Source organism: Mesorhizobium sp. (assembly GCF_005063415.1).
In the GTDB taxonomy this organism is placed as follows: domain Bacteria; phylum Pseudomonadota; class Alphaproteobacteria; order Rhizobiales; family Rhizobiaceae; genus Mesorhizobium.
Genome location: NZ_SUEG01000038.1, coordinates 20,478 through 40,538, shown reverse-complemented (window position 1 = coordinate 40,538; position 20,061 = coordinate 20,478). Strand labels below are relative to the sequence as shown.

At 62.6% G+C, this 20,061-nt stretch carries 20 protein-coding genes; 12 read left to right on the top strand and 8 right to left on the bottom strand.

Annotated features, from left to right (window positions below; genetic code table 11):
* On the bottom strand, positions 1-1,397 hold a 1,397-nt coding region (locus E5W70_RS12980; RefSeq protein ID WP_292658477.1), incomplete at its 3' end, for a methylmalonyl-CoA mutase subunit beta.
* A gap of 275 nt (positions 1,398-1,672) precedes the next feature.
* Here E5W70_RS12980 and E5W70_RS12975 point away from each other — a divergent pair.
* On the top strand, positions 1,673-3,205 hold the full coding sequence (locus E5W70_RS12975) for a helicase HerA-like C-terminal domain-containing protein (RefSeq protein WP_292658475.1): 1,533 nt from the start codon (positions 1,673-1,675) through the stop codon (positions 3,203-3,205).
* A gap of 26 nt (positions 3,206-3,231) precedes the next feature.
* On the opposite strand, the gene E5W70_RS12970 is transcribed toward E5W70_RS12975, so the two are convergent.
* Together E5W70_RS12970 and E5W70_RS12965 are read right to left on the bottom strand one after the other, a co-directional pair.
* On the bottom strand, positions 3,232-4,056 hold the full coding sequence (locus E5W70_RS12970; RefSeq protein WP_292658473.1) for a L,D-transpeptidase: 825 nt from the start codon (positions 4,054-4,056) through the stop codon (positions 3,232-3,234).
* A gap of 187 nt (positions 4,057-4,243) precedes the next feature.
* Positions 4,244-4,906, bottom strand: coding sequence for a haloacid dehalogenase type II (locus E5W70_RS12965; RefSeq protein WP_292658470.1), 663 nt, complete (start codon positions 4,904-4,906; stop codon positions 4,244-4,246).
* A gap of 151 nt (positions 4,907-5,057) precedes the next feature.
* Between E5W70_RS12965 and E5W70_RS12960 the strand changes: the two genes are divergently transcribed.
* From E5W70_RS12960 to E5W70_RS12935, 6 genes are all read left to right on the top strand, one after another.
* Positions 5,058-5,936: a branched-chain amino acid aminotransferase gene (locus E5W70_RS12960; RefSeq protein ID WP_292658468.1), complete on the top strand. Its 879-nt coding sequence runs from the start codon at positions 5,058-5,060 to the stop codon at positions 5,934-5,936.
* A 107-nt stretch (positions 5,937-6,043) separates the two neighbouring features.
* Positions 6,044-6,640 carry a superoxide dismutase gene (locus E5W70_RS12955; RefSeq protein ID WP_292658465.1) on the top strand — a complete coding sequence of 199 codons (597 nt, stop codon included), beginning with the start codon at positions 6,044-6,046 and terminating at the stop codon, positions 6,638-6,640.
* 174 nt (positions 6,641-6,814) lie between these two features.
* Positions 6,815-7,258: a cytochrome c gene (locus E5W70_RS12950; RefSeq protein ID WP_292658463.1), complete on the top strand. Its 444-nt coding sequence runs from the start codon at positions 6,815-6,817 to the stop codon at positions 7,256-7,258.
* Positions 7,259-7,267: 9 nt separating this feature from the next.
* Entirely contained in the window at positions 7,268-8,218 is a 951-nt protein-coding gene (locus tag E5W70_RS12945) for a cytochrome c (protein ID WP_292658460.1), read from the top strand.
* A 113-nt stretch (positions 8,219-8,331) separates the two neighbouring features.
* Positions 8,332-10,701: an AMP-binding protein gene (locus tag E5W70_RS12940; RefSeq protein ID WP_292658458.1), complete on the top strand. Its 2,370-nt coding sequence runs from the start codon at positions 8,332-8,334 to the stop codon at positions 10,699-10,701.
* Positions 10,695-10,925, top strand: coding sequence for a hypothetical protein (locus E5W70_RS12935; RefSeq protein WP_292658455.1), 231 nt, complete (start codon positions 10,695-10,697; stop codon positions 10,923-10,925). Before E5W70_RS12940 ends, E5W70_RS12935 begins: the two co-directional genes overlap by 7 nt.
* On the opposite strand, the gene E5W70_RS12930 is transcribed toward E5W70_RS12935, so the two are convergent.
* Both E5W70_RS12930 and E5W70_RS12925 read right to left on the bottom strand, forming a co-directional pair.
* Positions 10,922-11,305: an SET domain-containing protein-lysine N-methyltransferase gene (locus E5W70_RS12930; RefSeq protein WP_292658453.1), complete on the bottom strand. Its 384-nt coding sequence runs from the start codon at positions 11,303-11,305 to the stop codon at positions 10,922-10,924. The two genes, E5W70_RS12935 and E5W70_RS12930, sit on opposite strands and share 4 nt — an antisense overlap.
* Before the next feature lie 90 nt (positions 11,306-11,395).
* Positions 11,396-13,525, bottom strand: a complete 2,130-nt coding sequence (locus E5W70_RS12925) for a S9 family peptidase (protein ID WP_292658450.1) — start codon at positions 13,523-13,525, stop codon at positions 11,396-11,398.
* Positions 13,526-13,639: 114 nt separating this feature from the next.
* Between E5W70_RS12925 and E5W70_RS12920 the strand changes: the two genes are divergently transcribed.
* Positions 13,640-14,011, top strand: coding sequence for an SH3 domain-containing protein (locus E5W70_RS12920; RefSeq protein ID WP_292658488.1), 372 nt, complete (start codon positions 13,640-13,642; stop codon positions 14,009-14,011).
* Positions 14,012-14,425: 414 nt separating this feature from the next.
* Positions 14,426-14,851 (top strand): MucR family transcriptional regulator, encoded by a 426-nt coding sequence (locus E5W70_RS12915; RefSeq protein ID WP_292658447.1) that lies wholly within the window; start codon positions 14,426-14,428, stop codon positions 14,849-14,851.
* A gap of 103 nt (positions 14,852-14,954) precedes the next feature.
* Here E5W70_RS12915 and E5W70_RS12910 read toward each other — a convergent pair whose 3' ends face one another.
* Positions 14,955-15,383, bottom strand: coding sequence for a SufE family protein (locus E5W70_RS12910; RefSeq protein WP_292658444.1), 429 nt, complete (start codon positions 15,381-15,383; stop codon positions 14,955-14,957).
* Between the two features lie 112 nt (positions 15,384-15,495).
* Positions 15,496-15,864, bottom strand: a complete 369-nt coding sequence (locus tag E5W70_RS12905) for a DUF5330 domain-containing protein (RefSeq protein WP_292658441.1) — start codon at positions 15,862-15,864, stop codon at positions 15,496-15,498.
* A 518-nt stretch (positions 15,865-16,382) separates the two neighbouring features.
* On the opposite strand from E5W70_RS12905, the gene E5W70_RS12900 reads away from it, so the two are divergent.
* The 3 genes from E5W70_RS12900 (at position 16,383) to E5W70_RS12890 (ending at position 19,319) form a co-directional block, all read left to right on the top strand.
* A complete protein-coding gene (locus E5W70_RS12900) occupies positions 16,383-18,128 on the top strand; it encodes an ATP-binding protein (protein WP_292658485.1) in 1,746 nt (581 codons plus the stop codon).
* Positions 18,103-18,876, top strand: coding sequence for a peptidoglycan-binding protein (locus E5W70_RS12895; RefSeq protein ID WP_292658440.1), 774 nt, complete (start codon positions 18,103-18,105; stop codon positions 18,874-18,876). The genes E5W70_RS12900 and E5W70_RS12895 overlap by 26 nt, the downstream gene beginning before the upstream one ends.
* 95 nt (positions 18,877-18,971) lie before the next feature.
* On the top strand, positions 18,972-19,319 hold the full coding sequence (locus E5W70_RS12890) for a DUF1491 family protein (RefSeq protein ID WP_292658438.1): 348 nt from the start codon (positions 18,972-18,974) through the stop codon (positions 19,317-19,319).
* Between the two features lie 10 nt (positions 19,320-19,329).
* Here the strand turns inward: E5W70_RS12890 and E5W70_RS12885 are convergent.
* Positions 19,330-20,061: hypothetical protein (locus tag E5W70_RS12885; RefSeq protein ID WP_292658436.1), on the bottom strand; the 732-nt coding region annotated here is incomplete at its 5' end.

Genomic DNA, 20,061 nt, shown 5'->3' with positions numbered 1-20,061 from the left:
GGCTCGCACACCGCAACGCCTTCGGTGAAGGCAGGCCGCCGCTCCGCCGCCCGCGTCTCGACCGGTCGCTCGGTTTTCGGTGGGTGCAGCGTCGTGCCGATCATCGCCCGTTCGCCCGCCTGGTAGGCTGCGTTGCGGCGCGCGGAAGCTGCCTGGACGCGTCTCTGGATGTGGCCTTGTTCGAGGCTGGACAGCACGCCGCCTTCCGCCTCGATCTGCTGGAACTCCTGCCAGGCCGCCGCGCAGAGCTCCGCAGTCAGCGCTTCGACGGCGCCCGAACCGCAAGCCGGGTCGGCGACGTGGTCGATGTGGCTTTCATTGGCCATGATGAGTTGCGCGTTGCGGGCAACGCGGCGGGCAAAACCCGCGGGCAGGCCGTGCGCGATGGTGTGCGGCAGGATGGCGATCGAATCCGCGCCGCCGGCGGCAGCAGCAAAAGCGGCGATGGTGGTGCGTAGGATGTTGGTTTCCGGGTCGGCCGCCGTCATCATCCGGAAGGAGGTTTCGGCATGGATGCTGGCGGTGGAGGGCGGTATCGAGCAGGCCTCCTGGACACGCGCCCACAGCCTGCGCAACGCCCTGACCTTGGCCGTCGAAACGAATTGGTCCTGGTCGACGCTCAGCGCAAAGCCGATATGCGGCGCCGCATAGACGAGCGGCTGGCGCGCCTTCTCGAACAGCCTCAGATAGGAGACGGCCGACGCGAGCATGGTGCCAAGCTCCTGCGCCTCGGTGGCGCCGGCGTTGTGGAATACCCGCCCGTCGGCTTCCAGCAGGACACCAGGCACACCCATCGAAAAAAAATGCGCCAGCGATTGCGGCATCGAAGCCTGTAAAGCCTCGATCGACATGCGCAGCCTGCCGGTCCCGGCAAAGATCGCCGCCGGATCGATGCCGAAGGAGAGATTGAGCTTTGCCGGGTCGGAGCGGCGCTTGGTCAAAAACGCCACCAGCCAGTCGGCCACGGCGCGGCTCCAGGGATGGGCGTCGATGCGGATCTGGATGCGGTTGAGCGGCACGCCGTCGAGTACGCCCTCCAGCGCCTCCGCCGTCCTCGGCAAGCCGTAGCCGAAGGCGTTCGGCGCACCTTCGAAGACAAGCGACAGTCCGGTAGCACCCTGCGCGACGTCTTCCAGCGCCTGCGCACTGGCGCGGCCTATGTCCGGATCGTCGATACGCTGGCTGACGATCCACGGTGATTCCGGGTTGGCGCGCACGACAGGCTCGGCGGTTACCGAACGCTCGTAGAGCGGCTCGATGCGGATGGCGTCGTCCGTATGCGAGACGAGCTTTTCCTCGAAGGACCCGCCGGCCAGCGCCTTCTCTGCCAGCGCCAGCCATCGTTGCCGGTCGGCGTTCGGAAGGTCGGCATCCTGGGTCAAGGCACCGGCGCCCATCGGTTCTCCTCGTTCTAGCGGCCGCAGCGGCCGACTATGTCAGTCTACGGTCCCCGGCCCGATATCACAATGCAGCACACATGCCGTGCAACACGCCTTCCGTGATGGTGACCGTCAACCGATTGCCAAACATGGGCAGGTTCCGCAAGCTCCAAAAGCCATTTTCGACGACGCCCATTGTCGCTGTGCAATGGCCTCACTATACCTGCGGCGGGGCTCCCTTTTCTTCAAGGGATCAGGGCATTCAACCCTATAGGTTTGCGGAGACCGGACACATGGCTCACGATACCAGTATCTTCATGGGAGCCAGCCGCAAGCCGGACGACAGCTATCAGCGGCCCGAACAGCTTTTGCTGCAATATGGCAATCGTCACGGCCTGGTCACCGGCGCGACCGGCACCGGCAAGACGGTGACCCTGCAAATATTGGCCGAGGGTTTCTCCAATGCCGGCGTGCCGGTATTCTGCGCCGACATCAAGGGCGACCTGTCGGGTATCGCCATGATGGGCACGGCGCAGGATTTCCTGGTCAAGCGGGCCGAGCAGGTCAAGCTCGATCCCTATGAATTCCAGGAGTTCCCGGTCATCTTCTGGGATCTGTTCGGCGAGCAGGGCCACCCGATCCGCGCCACCATCTCGGAGATGGGGCCGCTGCTTCTGTCGCGGCTGATGAACCTTTCCGAGGCACAGGAAGGCATTATGAACATCGCCTTCCGCATCGCCGACGAGGAAGGTCTTTTGCTGCTCGACTTGAAGGACCTGCAGTCACTGCTTGCCAACATCGCCGACCGCGCCGAAGAGATCGGCGCCCGCTACGGCAATGTGACGAAACCTTCGGTCGGCGCCATCCAGCGCACGCTGCTGGTCCTGGAGCAGCAGGGCGCTGCCAATTTCTTCGGCGAGCCGGCATTGCGGATCGCCGACATCATGCGCACCACGCGCGATGGACGCGGCGCCATCAGCGTGCTCGCCGCCGACAAGCTGATGATGAATCCACGGCTCTATGCGACGTTCCTTCTGTGGCTGATGTCGGAACTGTTCGAGGAACTGCCGGAAGTCGGCGACCCGGACAAGCCGAAGCTGGTCTTCTTCTTCGACGAGGCGCATCTTCTGTTCGACGATGCGCCGAAAGTGCTGGTCGACCGGGTCGAACAGGTGGTGCGACTGATCCGCTCGAAGGGCGTCGGCGTTTATTTCGTCACGCAAAATCCGCTGGATATCCCTGAAACGGTGCTGGCCCAGCTCGGCAACCGCGTGCAGCACGCACTTCGTGCCTATACGCCGCGCGAACAGAAGGCCGTCAAGACGGCGGCCGAGACGTTCAGACCCAATCCCGATTTCGACTGCGCAACCGTGATCACGCAGCTTGGCACCGGCGAGGCGCTGGTCTCGACGCTGGAAGTCAAAGGTGTGCCGTCCATGGTGCAGCGGACGCTGATCCGCCCGCCATCGTCGCGGCTTGGCCCGATTACGCCAGACGAGCGCCGCAAGCTGATCACTGAGAGCCCGGTTGCAGGACAGTACGACCAGACCATAGACCGCGAATCGGCTTTCGAGATGCTGCAGAAAAAGGCCAAGGACGCCCAGGAGGCGCAAGCCGAGCTGCAGGAGAGCGGCCGTTCGCGCTGGACCATTCCCGGCTTCGGCAATGACGATCCCCAGCCGACCGGCGGCCGCCGCGCGCCACGCCCCTCCAACCGCCAGACGGTGGCGGAGGCGGCGATCAAATCCGTGGTGCGCTCGGTCGGCTCGTCGGTCGGACGGGCGATCGTGCGGGGTATTCTGGGGAGTTTGGCCAGGGGGCGGTGAAGCCCGCTCCAGCGCTTTCGACCAGCTCAGAAGATCGAATTTGTGATCGATTTTATCGGGCCGAGCAGGATCGATCCTTCCGGCACGCCGGCGTCGATCGGAATGGCTTTGCGGTTTGCTGTCGCCACCATCGGCTGGCCGATATCGGCCGTCACCACGACCGGGGTCTTGTTCGGCACACGGTCGTAGAGATCGATAATGTCCTGGTTCATCAGGCGAACACAGCCAGACGACACCGATTTGCCGATCGACCGCCATTCCGGCGAACCGTGCAAGCGGTAGAGCGTGTCCTGGTTGCCCTGGAAGAGATAGAGCGCCCGCGCGCCTAGCGGGTTCTTGAGCCCCCCCGGCATGCCGCCATTATCGGCGCTGTAGGGTCTCAACTCCGGCTGCCGCGCTATCATTTCGTCCGGCGGCGTCCATTTCGGCCATTTCTGCTTCCATTGGACTACGGCATCGCCCGACCATTCGAAGCCGGCGCGGCCGAGCCCAACGCCATAGCGGATCGCCTGGCCGCCCGGGCGCACCAGATAGAGGAAGTGATTGGTGGTGTCGACGACGATGGTGCCCGGCTGCTGGCCGGTCGGATCGTCAACGATCTGGCGCAGGAACTGCTGGTCGATCTTGTCGACCGGTATGGCCGGCAGCTCGAAGCCGCCATCCGACATCGGCCCATACATCGTCAGATAGTCGCCGAGCGCCGGCTCGACATAGGTCGGCGGCGGTGGCTCGACCGGCTGTTGCGACAGCGTAGTGCAACTGGAGACCGCGACCGAGGCGGCGCCAAGGGCTGCGGCGTTGAGGAAACCGCGACGGCTCAGGCGCAGAGAGGACGATGGGGGTGTGAACATGATTGCCTTTTTTAAGTCTCAAATCGCAACAAAGCATAAATGCGTCCGGTTGCGCGCCCGGTTGCGCGCAGGGTGCTCGAGCAATGCCCGGCGCGATAGGCGGTTCCAATTCTGGCCGCAGGGTGGACAAACAAAGGCAAAGCTGTGACTGGATCGTCACTGTTGCGCCGAGGCAACATGTCCGGCATCAAACCCCGGAGATCAGACCTTCGAGTGACGGCAGGATCAGGGCCGGTGGAAAATCCCGGTATTCCTCTGGCTGGTTCGTGCGGTTGATCCACACCGTCCGGAAGCCGAATTTGGTGGCGCCGGCGACGTCCCAGCGGTTGGAGGACTGGAAAGAGACAGCGCCTGGATAGAGGCGCCAGCCCGTGGTGACCATATCGTAGACCGACGGATCGGTCTTGAAGCGCCTGACGCTGTCGACGGAAAAGACGTCGTCCAGGACCTGGTCGAGCGCGGCGGACTTGACGGCCGCCTCCAGCATTTCAGGCGAACCGTTGGACAGGATCGCCAGCCTTGCTCCCGATGCCTTGAGCGCCTTGAGCACGGCCGGCACCTCCGGATAGCAGTCCAGCCGCCAATAGGCCTCGAGCAGCTTCGCCTTCAGCCCGGCATCCGCGGACGGAACCTTGCGGAGGGCGAAATCGAGAGCCTGCTCGGTGAGCTGCCAGAAATCGGCATAGGCCCCCATCAGCGTCCTGACCCAGGAATATTCCAGCTGCTTGGCGCGCCATATCTCGGACAGCAACTGGCCGTCCGGCCCGATCTGGTCGGCGTGACGGCGCACGGCCGCATGCACATCGAACAGGGTGCCATAGGCGTCGAAAACGTAAGCCGCATGATGCATGCAACAGTTTTGAGGCTGCGCAAGGCAAGGCGCAAGCGCTGATTGCAGTCCGCCAGCCCGCTGGCCTCAACAAATCTCAGCCAGGCCGGTTGACGGCGGCCGCCAAAGCATCTTCCAATGCGCCGCAACAAGCATCGAACGGAAGCTGGCAATGACACTGGCGACTGCGGCGCAATCCGCGACATGGACCTTCGTCGACGGCGACTGGTACGAGGGCAACGTTGCCATCCTCGGGCCGCGCAGCCACGCCATGTGGCTCGGCACCAGCGTGTTCGACGGCGCCCGCTGGTTCGAGGGCGTCGCCCCCGATCTCGATCGCCATGCAGCAAGGGTGAACGCCTCGGCGATCGCGCTCGGCCTGAAGCCGACGATGAGCACCGACAAGATCGTCGGCCTGACCTGGGATGGGCTGAAGAAGTTCGACGGCAAGACGGCGGTCTACATCAGGCCAATGTATTGGGCCGAGCATGGCGGCTATATGGGCGTGCCGGCCGACCCGGCCTCGACGCGTTTCTGCCTTTGCCTCTACGAATCACCGATGATCTCGCCGGCGGGTTTTTCGGTGACGGTGTCGCCGTTCCGGCGCCCGACCATCGAAACCATGCCGACCAACGCCAAGGCCGGCTGCCTTTATCCCAACAACGGCCGGGCCATCCTCGAAGCCAAGATGCGCGGCTTCGACAATGCGCTCGTCCTCGATATGCTGGGCAATGTCGCCGAGACCGGGACCTCGAATATTTTCCTGGTCAAGGACGGCCATGTCCTGACGCCGGCGCCGAACGGCACCTTCCTGTCCGGCATCACCCGCGCGCGCACCATGGCCCTGCTTGGCGAATATGGGTTCACGACGACGGAAAAGACGCTGTCGATCCGCGATTTCCTTGAGGCGGACGAAATCTTCTCGACCGGAAACCACTCGAAAGTCGTGCCGGTCACCCGCATCGAGGATCGCAATCTGCAGCCCGGACCGGTGGCCAAGAAGGCGCGCGAACTCTATTGGGAATGGGCGCATTCGACTTCGCCCGGCTGACCCGCTAAAAAGCGGCCGGCGCTTCGTTTCCGGAGTTGTTCCAGACCAATCCAGTCCTATGTTAGTCCGGTATCGACACCGGATTTTTCCACGAGGGAGTACGACCGATGGCTTTTGAATTGCCCGCTTTGCCCTATGACTACGAGGCCTTGCAGCCTTACATGTCCAAGGAAACGCTGGAATATCACCACGACAAGCACCACAAGGCCTATGTCGACAACGGCAACAAGCTGGCCGCCGAAGCGGGCATGGGCGATTTGTCGGTCGAAGAGGCGGTCAAACAGTCCTTTGGCAAGAATGCGGGGCTCTTCAACAATGCCGCCCAGCACTACAATCACATCCATTTCTGGAAATGGATGAAGAAGGGCGGCGGCGGCAACAAGCTGCCGGGCGCCTTGCAAAAGGCGATCGACAGCGATCTTGGCGGCTACGACAAGTTCAAGGCCGACTTCATCGCCGCCGGCACCACCCAGTTCGGTTCGGGCTGGGCCTGGGTCTCGGTCAAGGACGGCAAGCTGGCGATCTCGAAGACGCCGAATGGCGAGAACCCGCTCGTCCATGGCGCGACGCCGATCCTCGGCGTCGATGTCTGGGAACATTCCTACTACATTGATTATCGCAACGCCCGGCCGAAATATCTCGAAGCCTTCGTCGACAGTCTCATCAACTGGGACTATGTGCTCGAACTCTACGAAAAGGCCTGATCCGTTCCAGAAAGCCCCGGCAGAACCGGGGCTTTTCTTTTTCACCATCAGAACGACAGTTGCAAAAAATTCACGCAAGCGTGAGGCGAAGCGTCGGAATTTTTATGCCGTCCTTGCCGTTTGTCATTGGGGTGGGACCGCATCCTGAATTGCCTTCAACATGGAGCCAAGTGAATGAGAAAGCTTATCCTCGCCATCTCGATGCTCGCCTTCGCCGGCTCGGCGGCATTTGCCGACGCGGTCGCTGACCGGCAGGCCCTGATGAAGGAACGTGGCAAGATCGCCGCCGGCTTGTCGAAAGTGGTCAAGGGCGAGACGCCCTACGACGCAGCTTCGGTGCTGACGGCGTTGCAGGCACTGCAGGCCAACGCCGAGAAATTCCATGCCGGCGTCGACACGCTTTTCCCGGCGGGGAGCGACACCGGCGACACCACGGCGTCCCCAAAAATCTGGCAAGACATGGCCGGTTTCAAGACGGCTGAAGGCAAGTACCTCGCCGACGTCAAGGCAGCGGTTGCCGCAGCACCTGCGGATGCCGAGGCGTTGAAGGCACAGTTCAACACCATCGGCGGCGACTGCGGCACCTGCCACAAGGGCTACAGGGTGAAAAAAGGCTGATCCCGGCCGATGCCCTTGCTGAAGAAGCTCGTCGGCGCCGCCCTCGTTCTGGGCGGCGTCGCCGCGATTGCCGGCTGGTTCCTGTCGGCTCCGGTCAGGCTTGATGCCGCAACGCTGGCTGAGCTTGGTCCTGGCGACGCCGCCAGGGGCAAGCGCATCTTCTACGCCGGCGGCTGCACATCATGTCATGCCAAGCCCGGCTCGCAAGGCGACGCCCGCCTTCAGCTGGTCGGCGGCCTTGAACTCAAGACGCCATTCGGCACCTTCGTGCCGCCGAACATCTCGCAGGACGCAACGGACGGTATCGGCGCCTGGTCGGTCGAGGACTTTGCCAACGCCATGCTGAAGGGCGTGTCACCGTCGGGCGAGCATCTCTATCCCGCATTTCCCTATGCTTCCTACGCGCGCATGAAGCCGGCCGACATTGCCGATCTCTATGCATTCCTCAAAACGTTGCCCGCGGTCGCCGGCAAGGCGCCCGCCAATTCGCTGGGATTTCCGTTCAACGTCCGACGCGGTCTTGGTCTGTGGAAGCTGCTCTATCTGAGCGACCAGCCGGTCGTTTCCTTTTCCGACGGCACATCGGATCCGGTGTTGACAGGCCGCTATCTGGTCGAAGGCCCCGGCCATTGCGGCGAATGCCACACGCCGCGGGACCTTGCCGGCGGCACCAAGAAGAGCCAGTGGCTGGCAGGTGCGGCCGCCGCCGAAGGCAGCGGCATCGTGCCCAACATCACATCGGGCGAGGGCGGCATCGCGGACTGGTCCGAAGCCGACATCGCCAACTATCTCGAAACCGGCTTCACGCCGGACTTCGACACGGTCGGCGGCGCGATGGTCGACGTGCAACGGAACACGGCCGTGCTGACCCCGGAGGACCGCTCGGCGATCGCCGCCTATCTGAAAGCCGTGCCGCCGCATCCCAACGGCTATCCGGCTCGCAAGAAGCCGTCGAGCTGATCCGGGAACCCTGGGAGTCACGAGGCGCATTGCAAACGTCTGCGTATTAGTTGACTTTAATACTCAAGTATCATAGGCGCTTCGGCTGGTTTTCTGGTGGTCCGAAGCTTCTCATGCCCTCTATCGACCTTGTGCCCGAAATCGCCCGTGGCGAGAGTCGCACGGCCCTTCTGTTTGCCGACGGGCGAGCGCTCTCTTATGCGGAACTCAACAGCCGTACGCTGCGCTTCGCCACGCAGCTGGGACAAGGAGAAAAGCTGCTCGTTGCCATCTCGGCGGAAGCCTCGGAGCATGTGGTTGTCGCTTATCTCGGGGCCCTGCGGGCGGGCCACGCGGTGGCCATGATGCCGCCTTGCGACGAGAGGCTGTGGAATGATTTTCTAGCGGCCTTCCAGCCGGATTTCACTTTCCGGCCAGCCGATGGCCGCTGGCGTCTCATCAAAGAGACTCGTCCCAGGAGGGACGCGCAGCCGTTGCACCCCGATCTCGCGCTGCTGCTTATGACATCCGGTAGCTCGGGCGCTGCCAAGGCGGTACGGCTTTCCTACGGCAATCTCGAAGCCAATGCGCGCTCGATCGCAGCCTATCTCGAACTATCGTCCGCCGACCGGGCCGCTTTGGTCCTGCCACTCCATTATTCCTATGGGCTGTCGGTCCTCAATTCCCATCTGATTGCCGGCGGCAGCGTGCTCTTTCCTGGCGTGTCGGTCATGAACGGCGATTTCCTCGGGGTGATCGGCGACGCCGGCTGCACAAATTTTTCCGGCGTACCGTACTCCTACGAACTCCTGGAGAGGGCGCGCTTCCGCGCCGCCGAGCTCAAGGCGCTACGCATGATGACAGTGGCGGGCGGACAACTCAGATCCGACCTTGTCCGCCTCTACCGAGACCACATGCACGCCAAGAGCGGCCGCTTCTTCGTCATGTATGGCCAGACCGAGGCGACGGCGCGCATTGCTTTCGTCCCGCCGGAAAGCCTTTCCGACAGCGAGGAGCGGATCGGCATAGCCATCCCCGGAGGCAGCCTTGGCCTTGTCGATGCCGAAGGAAAGCCGATTAGCCAATCGGGCACTCCTGGGGAACTTGTCTATCGCGGCCCAAACGTGATGATGGGGTATGGCGATCGGCGCTGTGACCTCGCACGCGGCGCCGAACTCCAGGCACTGAATACTGGCGATATTGCCATGCGGGACGAACAGGGTTTCTTCCGCATCGTCGGGCGCAAGAGCCGCTTCGCCAAGGTTGCAGGCCTCAGGATCGGCTTCGACATCATGGAGCAGGCGCTGGGGCGGGCGGGCATCGCTGCCGCGGTACTCGGTGACGATGACGGGCTGCAGGCCTATGTGACCGACGTAGACACGACCGGAAGGGCGCGGCGCATCCTCGCCGAGGCCAGTCGTCTCCCGGCGAACCTGGTTTGCGTTGCTGCGGGCGAGAACTTTCCCAGGCTTGCTTCGGGCAAGATTGACTATGCATGCCTTGAGCAGGAGAGGCTGAAAAGGCGGACGGAGGTCCGCTCTGAGACGGGCAGCGTGCTTGGTGCTTATAGCCGCGTGTTCTATCCACTGACCGTTGGCTGCAACGACAGTTTCGTCACGCTCGGCGGGGATTCCCTCCGCTTCCTGCAGTTGATCGTGGAACTCGAACGCCTTGATGTTCACCTGCCGGACGGCTGGGAACACCTGAGCATCGCCGAACTTGGCAACCGCATCGGGAGATGGCCCTTCAAGCGCAAAGAGGCAAGCGGATTGCCGACCGAGTTGGTGCTAAGGGTGATGGCAATCCTGCTGGTGGTGGTACATCACGAGACGCTCTGGCCTATTCCCGGCGGCTCCGGCGTTATGATGCTGCTCGCCGGCTTCAGCCTGGCCCGCTTCCAGTCAACCCATTTCCTAACCGGTCGATTCCGACACGCGCTAAGGCCTGCGATCGACGTCCTGATCCCCTATTTCCTCATTGTCTCGGCCTATGCAGTCGCCTGGCAGGCGGTTCCTTGGGCCTCGATGACGCTTACAGGTAATTTCGGCTATGCCGAGCCGGAGCGCCACGAGATGATTCCCTATCTTTACTGGTTCATCGAGGCCTATGCGCAGACCCTTCTCGTCTTCTCCCTCATCTTCGCCGTGCCGGCCGCGCGCAGGTTGGCGCAGGTGCGACCCTTCGCCTTCTCGCTCGGCCTGCTGGGGCTTGCCGTCGCTGCGCGTTTTTCCATCCCCCCGTTCGTCGACATCGGCAACCGCCAGATCTTTACGATCTACTGGGTCTTCCACCTCGCCGTCTTCGGTTGGTGTGCCGGTTTTGCCGACAATCCGGCAAGAAAGCTCATTTTGACGGCGTTGGCCGCGGCAGTACTAGGCTATCTCGCTCTCTGGGAGACAGTTTGGCTCGGCACAACGGTCAAGTATCTAACCATTTTCGCGGCGCTTCTGGCTGTTCTTTACGTGCGCGTGTTCGCTTGCCGGGCGGGGTGGGCCGTGTGGTGACGCTGATTGCTGTCTCTGCCTTTCCTATCTATCTGTCGCACCGCTTCGTCCCGGAGGCGTTGCTGGCGCCCGTGGCAAGCACGCTACCCGCTCCGTTCTTTCATCTGCTGGCGATTACGGGCGGCATTGGCATCGGTATCGTCGCCGGCAAGGCCTGGGCAAGTCTTCGTAACCTGCTCAGCAGATCTGCGATGGGACGCCAGCCGGAATTGCACTCGGTCTAGCGGTCGCCGAGGAAGTCGAAGCCGGTTTCGAAGAAGTGATTGTAGTCGCAGGTCATTTCCTCGCCGGGCGCAATGTCGCGCGAGGCATAGGTCTCCTCCGGCTGCGAGACGTCGCAATTCGGGTCGTCGGCATGGTTCATGTAGCGCGCGTCGTCGGCTTCGAAGACGATGTAGTTCGGGTCGCGCCGGTCCGGGTAGGCGTAGCGGTCGAGATAGGTTTTCACCGGCCCGGTTTCCCGTTCGTAGGCCGCCACCTCGATGCGGCGGTCGTATTTCGGGTCGAGCTTCCAGACCAGCGTGCCGCGGGGAATGTGGTTCTTGGCAAAGACGCCGATGCCCTGGATGGGCGATTTGTCGAGATAGACATCGACGAGCAACATAGCAGATCCCTGGGTGATTGAGTGTTGGCGGCGGCTGTGAACAGGCCGCGCACTGGGTAGCGCGCGACCTTTGCAATTGCGAGCGGAAAATCAAGCGTCGGGCGGGGCTGCAGCGGCAAGCCTGGCCTTGCCTGTCACCTTGAGCGCGAAGGCGTAGGTGAAGGCGATTTCCTCCAGCCTGGAAAACCGGCCGGAGGCGCCGGCATGGCCCGAATCCATGTTGATCTTGAACAGCACCGGACTCCCACCTGTCTTGCGGTCGCGCAGCCGTGCCACCCATTTGGCCGGCTCCCAGTAGGTGACGCGCGGGTCGGTCAGACCGGCCAGCGCCAGGATCGGCGGATAATCGAGTGCGGCGACATTGTCGTAGGGCGAGTAGGCGGCAATGGTCCGGTAATCCTCCGCCGAGGCAATCGGATTGCCCCATTCCGGCCATTCCGGCGGCGTCAGCGGCAGGCTGGCGTCGAGCATGGTGGTGAGCACGTCGACGAAGGGAACCTCGGCGACGATGCCGCCGAAGCATTGCGGCGCCATGTTGACGACCGCGCCCATCAGCATGCCGCCGGCCGAACCGCCTTGCGCGACGATGCGGTCATGCGCGGTGTAGCGTTCAGCGACGAGGTGCTGGGCGACCGCGATGAAATCGGTGAACGTGTTCATCTTGTTCGCCCGCTTGCCGTCGTCGTACCAGCCATAGCCCTTGTCCTTGCCGCCGCGAACATGGGCTATCGCGTAGACAAAGCCGCGGTCGACCAGCGAAAACAGATTGGTGTTGAACGCGGCCGGCACGGTGATGCCGTAGGAGCCGTAGCCGTAAAGCAGGCAAGGCGCCGACCCGTCGAGCGGCGTGTCGCGGTGATGGAGGAGCGAGATCGGCACCAGTTCGCCGTCGGCGGCAGGCGCCATCAGCCGGCGCGTGACATAGTGCTCCGGGTCATGGCCGGACGGCACTTCCTGGGTCTTGAGCAGCACCCGCTCGCGGGTGCGCATGTTGTAATCGAAGACCTGCGCCGGGGTCGTCATCGACGAATAGGAAAAGCGCATGATCTCGGTGTCATATTCGTAGGAGCCGGACAGGCCGAGCGAGAAGGCTTCCTCGTCGAAGGAGATCAGGTGCTCCTCGCCGCTCTTGCGGTCGCGTACGACGATACGTGGCAGGCCTTCCTTGCGCTCGAGCCGGACCATGTGGTCCTTGAAGCCGATCACCGAAAGGATCAGCCGGCCCGCTTCGTGCGGCACCAGTTCCTGCCAGTTGGCGCGCACCGGATCATGGGCCGGCGCCGTCATGATCTTGAAGTCCTTGGCGCCGTCGGCATTGGTGAGGATGAAGAAGATGTCGCCGCCTTCCTCGAGCTCGTACTGCAGGCCGGTCTGGCGCGCCGCAACCAGCTTCGGCTCTGCGAACGGATCGTTGGCGTTCATGATGCGGTATTCCGAGGTCTCATGGTCGTTGATGCCGATCATGATCCACTCGTTGGAGCGCGTGCCGCCGACATCCATGAAGAAGCCGGGATCGGTTTCTTCGTAGATCAGCCGGTCGTTTTCAGGATTGTCGCCAAGCGCATGGAACAGCACTTTGGAAGGACGGTGGTTGGGGTCGAGGCGGGTGTAGAAAAAACCGTCATTGCCGGCATCCCACACACCGCCGCCGCCGGTATCGGGGACCCTGTCCGCCACATCGTAGCCGCCGGCGAGGTCGCGGACGCGCAGCGTGTAGAATTCGGAACCCTTGTCGTCGAAGGCCCAGAGCAGCTTGCTGTGGTCGTCCGAATGGTCGACGCCGCCCAGGCGGAAATAGGGCTTGCCCTCGGCCTCGGCATCGCCGTCGAGCAATATCTGCTTGTCGCCGCCGTCGCGCGCCGTGCGGAAATAACGCGGCTGCTGGCCGCCAAGCTTGAAGGAGGAGCCGTAGGCGTAGGGCCCGTCCGTCATCGGCACGGAAGAATCGTCTTCCTTGATGCGTCCCTTCATTTCAGCGAAAAGCTGCTTCTGCAGTTGGACCGTATCGGCCATCAGCGCCGCCTGGTAAGCATTCTCGGCTTCGAGGTGGGCGCGGATTTGGCCGTCGAGCAGGGACGGATCCCTGAACATCTCTTGCCAATTGGTGGCCCTCAGCCAGGCATAATCGTCCGTTCGCGTCATGCCGTGATGCGTGTCGAAGATCGGCCGCTTCTCCGGCTGCGGTGGGGTGGCGGTCGGAAACACTGGGGTTTTGGTCATTACGTCTCGCTATGGAAGTTACTTGAATGGCGAATGAACACGCCGATCAGCGCGGGTTCAAGGGCTACGATCTATTCTCGTGGTGCCTTCAGAAGATGGGCGGAGGAGAGGACAATGAATATTTTTTCTCGGACTGCCGCGGCCCTCGCCGTCGCTGCGATGACCCTGGCCAATGCCGGTCAATCTCATGCAACTGCCTTTGCGGCTTGGCAAGTGGCCAATGTGCCGTTCGGCGACACGCTCAACGTGCGCAAATATCCTTCAGGAACTTCGCAGAAGCAGGCCGCCTATCCCAACGGGACGGTGCTGCAGATGACCGGCAAATGCACCGGTGGGATAAACCTGCTCGATCTCGCCGACCATTCGTACTGGCAGCAGAAACAGAAGATCCGCCATCACTGGTGCCAAGTCTGGCACGATCCGGCACAGAACGGTCAGTTCGTCACCGGCTGGGTCTACGGAAAATACATCACCCCGTTTCAGTGACGCAGCACGCCGCTCCGGCCGAAGGCTCACGAGCAACAGTAACGCTTCGCAACCTATGATTTTACTGAATCCGCCGATCGGCCAGGCTGTAATGCTGCCGGCAGGATCAAGCATTGAGCTCTATTTACCTGCTGCCGTCTGTGTAATTGCTGCTTGCCGCGGCGTCAGTCGATGCTGGTCTGACCAGAAAAAATGGCAAAGTTACACTCTGCACGAAAGAGTGAAGCTGAATATGAAAGATTTGACTTGCATCGCTGAATAGACCGCAAGAAGCGAATTGACTTACTTGGCGGCCAGGCCCATTAAGATACCGCGACGCGAATCGCGGAGGCTTTTTCCTGCACAAGTTCGCGCGATGCCCAGCCTATCAGAACGGGCGCAAACAGAAACAATTCTCGTTGGGGCCTGAACGCCATGGATATTACCGAAACACCTTCTAGAAACAGTGACGCGCTGATCGAGCTCACCGCCGACGTGGTGGCCGCCTATGTCAGCAATAATCCCGTGCCGGTCGGCGAATTGCCGAACCTCATCGCCGATGTCCATGCCGCTCTCGGGCGCGTCGGCGGGGCCGCCGAGCAGCCGCCTGCCGACAGGCAGAAGCCGGCGGTAAATCCGAAGCGTTCGGTGCATGACGACTACATCATCTGTCTCGAAGACGGCAAGAAGTTCAAGTCGCTCAAGCGTCACTTGATGACCCACTATGATCTGACGCCGGACCAGTATCGCGAAAAGTGGAACCTGGACCCGAGCTATCCGATGGTTGCGCCCAATTATGCGGCCGCCCGTTCGCAGCTCGCCAAGAAGATGGGTCTCGGCCGCAAGCGCAAGGGACGCTGACAAGCGGCTCTTCCGGTTTGACACTCAAACGGCGCCTGCGGGCGCCGTTTTGTATTATGGGGTCAAGGTCGAACCCGCCATGCTGCCGGCAACTGCCGTCCGGTCAGGCGTTCTGCTTCAGCGCTGCCTCGGCGTCACGCTTGATGCGCTTGACCATCGAGCGAAGACCATTGGCGCGCTGCGGCGACAGGTGCTCGTCAAGTCCGAGCGCCTTTAGCGTTGCCTCTGCGTCAGTCCTCTGGATTTCGCTGGCCGGCCGTCTCGAAAACAGCGCCAGCATGATGGCGACCAGGCCGCGCACGATATGGGCGTCGGAATCGCCCTTGAAGGTGATAACGGGATCGCCGCCTTCGCCCTGTTCGGTGGTCAACCAGACCTGGCTGACGCAGCCGGGCACCTTGTTGGCCGGTATGCGTTGCTCGTCGGGAAACGGCGGCAGCGCTTCACCCAGTTCAATCACATAGCGATAGCGGTCTTCCCACTCGTCGAGCAGGGAAAAGTCGTCGCGGATGGTCTGGATCGTCGTCGTCATTCCCCGGATATAGTCATCCGGCGCTGCCACGTCACGGAAAAAGAGGAGAAACGCCGCAGGTGCCGGGCGCGGGAAGCCTTGCGGTCTGGCGATGAATTCGGCCGAAACAGTCTCAGTTCTTTGCCGGCAAGTGCACTTTCACCGGCAAATCGACTTTCGCAGGCAAGACGATTTCCTCGGGCACGCTGCCGGTGGTCGTCACCGTATCGGGTTCAGCGGCCTTGTCGTCCAGCATGGCGGCCGCGATCTTGGCGGTCTCCTTTGCCCGGGCGGTGATGGTGTGCATTGCCGATTTGCCGGTCTCGCAAACGTCCGGCTTGCGCTCGCAGATGCCGGCGATGTCGCCGACGGCTTCGCGCGCGGCAAACAGCGCCTGGAGCGGCCCGACGCTTTCGCGGCCCGCATCATCGGAGCCGACACCCAGCGGCAGCGCCAGAAGAACCAGCGAAAACCAGAAAGCAGCTCTTATCAGAAAGCCCATCTGTCTGTCCTTTATGAGGGTCATGCATTCGAACCGGACGACCCGTGTACCGCGATATTGGCACAGACGCGCAAAGGACGGCTTGTCTCGAAAGCAACAGTTTTCCTCAAATTTTAGGCAGAATCGAAACGAAGCGTTTTGAAGTTCATTTGCCTCGAAAGGCTCAGATTTTATTCAGCAATTGATAACCATCCAACCTGTTGTTTTCCTGGTCATTTTCTTAACCGGCGACAGTTTGATGCCATCGGCCGCAGGTGCAGCCGCGGGCGGTCCGGCTAACGCTCCGTTTACTATGGCGGCAATTGCCCCGGTTTTTCCCCGCCGGTATCCCGATATTTGCAGCCTGCCGGGGGACGATCGGCCCAGCCTTATCCATTCCTTAAACGCTGGATGCGAGTTTCGGATCGACAAAAGCCGCCTGCAAAGCAGGGCCGTTCACGACCGGGTGCGTTGAGTTGAGTGCGATCAAGGCCAGATACGCCGAGTTGCCAGGCGCGATAGCCGCCGGTTGCGAACGGATGGTTCATCCGTCCGTCCTCGGTCAGAGCGATCGTCGCCGCCACAGCCGGTTCATTGGCGTCATGCTGGCGGCTCCTTTCTTCAGCGCGGGTGCAGCGGTGACGCTGGTCACGTCGGGCATCGGCGCGGCCGTGACTGTGGCTGCGATCTTTGCGGCGTCCGGCCTTTGCTGGTTCGCCGCCCTGCTGGTGGCGGCATCGGGCAAGATGACCCTGGCCGGCCAACTCGCCCTGGTCGTCGGCAGCGTTGCGCTCGGTGCCCTTATCGCTGCTGCCGGCGGTCTGGCATCGCCGGTTGCCGTGCTTGCGGTAGCGCTGACGTTTGAAGCCTGGTGGATCGGCCAGTCGCGCCGTGCCGTAATCTGGGGCGCCATGTCGGCCCTTGTCGCAGTCTTGCTGCAGCCTTTCGCCGGTTCCGTCTTGCCGCTCGGCCAGACCGAAATCGCCGTATGGCACTGGCTGGTACCACTGGCCTGGGCGCTGACGCTCATTCCGCGTATCGCTCCGCTTCGTGGCGCTGCCAACGCACAGCTCGATCCGGCCGGCAGCGACCGGCTCGAAGACCTGATCGATGCCGTCGTGCTGCGAATCGCGGCGCATGGCGAGGTTCTGGACGCCTCGGCTAAGGCACGCACGATGCTGAGGCTGCCGCCGGAGCTGCTTTTCGGCACCGGACTTTTCGATCGCATCCATCTGTCTGATCGCGTCCCATACCTCAGTGCGCTGGCCGATATGCGCGATGGCGCCCTGTCGCGCCGGCTCGACCTTCGCGTCCGGCTGCCGCAGAACAGCGGCGTGACGGCCGACAATTACCGGCCGTTCTCGCTCGAGATGATGCGCGCGCCGGGGCAGGAGACTGTCTTCACGCTCGTTCTGCGCGAAAACGATGAAGTGGCCGGACTGCGCCAGGAGCTTGCCGCAGCCAATGAGGCGGCTGCCTCCGCCGAGGTGGCGAAAGGACGCTTCCTTGCCGTCGTCAGCCACGAGCTGCGCACCCCGCTCAATGCCATTATCGGCTTTTCCGACATGCTGCTGCACGAGATGTTCGGCACCTTCAAGGATCCGCGCCAGAAGGAATATGTCGGCTTGGTCAGGGATTCGGGCCAGCACCTGCTTGCCGTCGTCACCTCGATACTCGACGTATCGCGAATCGAATCGGGCGCCTACGCGACCGAACCGGAACCGTTCCGCTTCCGCGAAGCGGTCGAGATGTGCCAGTCGATGATGTGCCTGCAAGCCGAGGCAAAGGCCATCGATCTGCAGGCCCAGATCGCGCCGGACGCAGGCGAAATAAATGCCGACCGTCGCGCCGTGCAGCAGATCCTGATCAATCTCGTCTCGAACGCGATCAAGTTCACGCCCGAAGGCGGCAATGTCGTCATCGGCGCCAAGCGGATCGGCTCGCGGCTGCATTTCTGGGTCCGGGACACCGGCATCGGCATCGCCGAGGAAGATTTCGCCAATCTTGGCAAGCCGTTCATGCAGATCCAGAACGACTATACCCGCCGTTTCGAAGGCACCGGGCTCGGGCTTTCGCTGGTGAAGGGGTTGGTGGCGCTGCACGAGGGCACAATGTCGATCGAAAGCATGCCGGGCGAGGGCACCACGGTGACGATCAGCCTTCCCGTGAGCGGCCCGACGGGCCGCTCGACGGAGAAGACTGGCGTGGTGCCGATGTCCGCGGCCAAAGCCAGAGCGGACGGTGGCAAAGGGGAGAGCAATGGGTCGCTCCGCAAAACAGCCTAAGGCGGTGAAGCGCCGCGGCAATGCCTTCGAGCACGGAGCGATGGCTCTGGGCAGCCTGATCTCGCGCAATCCTGTTGTGGTCGGCGGCTCCACCGCATTCCTGGTGACGCTGTTCTACGTCTCGGCGAACGCTCTTTGGTACCAGCCCTTTCCCCATGCCGGCGCGTTTTTCGTCACCAGAAGCATCGAGCGCTTTCCCCGGGCGGAGAGCGACGAGCCCGAAACAACCATCAATATCGTGCGTCCGGCCGCTGCGCCGATCAAGAGCGACCCGGTCGTCGAGCAGGTCCAGGGGATATTGAAGGATCTCGATTTCTATTCCGGCACCGTCGACGGCATTCCCGGACCGAATACGCGAAAGGCCATCCAGGCCTATCAGCAGAAGGTCGGATTGAATGCCTCCGGCGAGATCGACGGCGTCCTGCTGGATCAACTGGGCGCCACGCCAAAGACCGCGGCCGTGGTTCCGCGTCCGGTGCCGCGGCCGGTCGAAACGGCCGCTGCTCCGGCCGCCATTCCGGTATCCGCACCGGCAAATGCGGCAGCGCAAACGCCTGATCCCCGCATCGTCAAGATCCAGGCCGGACTGAAAGCGTTCGGCAATGACGACATGCAATTGGATGGCGTCGTAGGCGCGCGCACCAGGGCCGCGATCAAGGAATTCCAGGCGCTGTTCGGTCTGCCCGAGACCGGCGAGCCCGACGAGATTGTTTACGTCAAGATGCGCGAGATCGGCCTGACCAACTGAGGGTCGTGACGGCCGCTTGGCGGTCGGCTCGGCAAAGACCGTTTACGGTCTTCCGGCCGATGCTGTAAGGACCGCCGCATGTCCAGGAATTTTTTATGCGCGTAACCACCGATCTGTGGGTGTCGGCGCTGTTGCGCCGGGTTTTCAGTGCCGGCGGCTTTGCTGCCGTGGTCAAGCGCGGCGCGACGGAAGCCGGTGCGGTTTTCGTATTGGCGCGTGGCAGGCTGGGGGAGATAGCGCTGTTCGGGCCGGCGCCGCAGACGAGCTACGAATCGGCCAGGCCGGACGACCGTTTTTTCAGCCTGCTTGGCGAAGGTGACGATGCCGCCATCTTCGACGCGCGGCTGGAGCGCGAGAATAGATTCGATCCGGATATCTGGGTGGTCGAAATCGAGGCGGGCGCCATTCCCGTCGAGGAGCTTATCTCGGTCAAGGCGTCGTAACGGCAAGCCTTCAGACGCGACGCGCCTTTGGGGTGGCGGTTATATCGGCGCTGTTCGGCTTGCGCAGGTCGGCATTTGCAGCGACGCGCCCGGGCTTGCGAACAATTTTCGACACGGTGTCGGCCTTCCAGCCGCGGAGCCTGTCCAACGCGGCGTCGCGGTGCAGCAGGCGGTAGCGGTCGAGGAAGATGCGGATCGCTTGCGGGTGCGGAAACTCGGTCGGATAGATTGCGGCCGTGATCAGGAACGCCTTATCTTCGCTGAGGTCGAGCGCGCGCAGGGCGGCCAGCAGCGGCGTGTAGTTGTGGCTCACGGTAAGCGTCCGCGCCGTTGAGAAATCGACTTCGAGCGCATCGGCGAGCGCTGTTTGGAAGAATGCCGCATTGCCGGTCAGTGCGGTCTCGCGCAGCTTGACGTAGGTTTGCGGCTCGACGAACGGACCGATGGCGGTGCCGCTCTCGGCGCGCATCATGGATCGCAGCCGGCGGCGTACAGTTTCGGCGGCGGCATCGGAAGCCTCCTGCCTGCTGGCATCGGCCGCAACCACTTCGGCATTTTCAGACGCGGCGTTGGCAGTCGCCTCGGGCTGTTGCGACCGTACCAGCGTCGGCCTTTCGAGCACTTTGATGAGATCCGCGATCGTTTGATTGAGATCCTTGCGGCGGGCAATGGCACGGGCATGCGGCAGGCCGTGACGTCCGATCAGCGCGATCAGGTCGACATCGCCGCGCCATTGCTCATC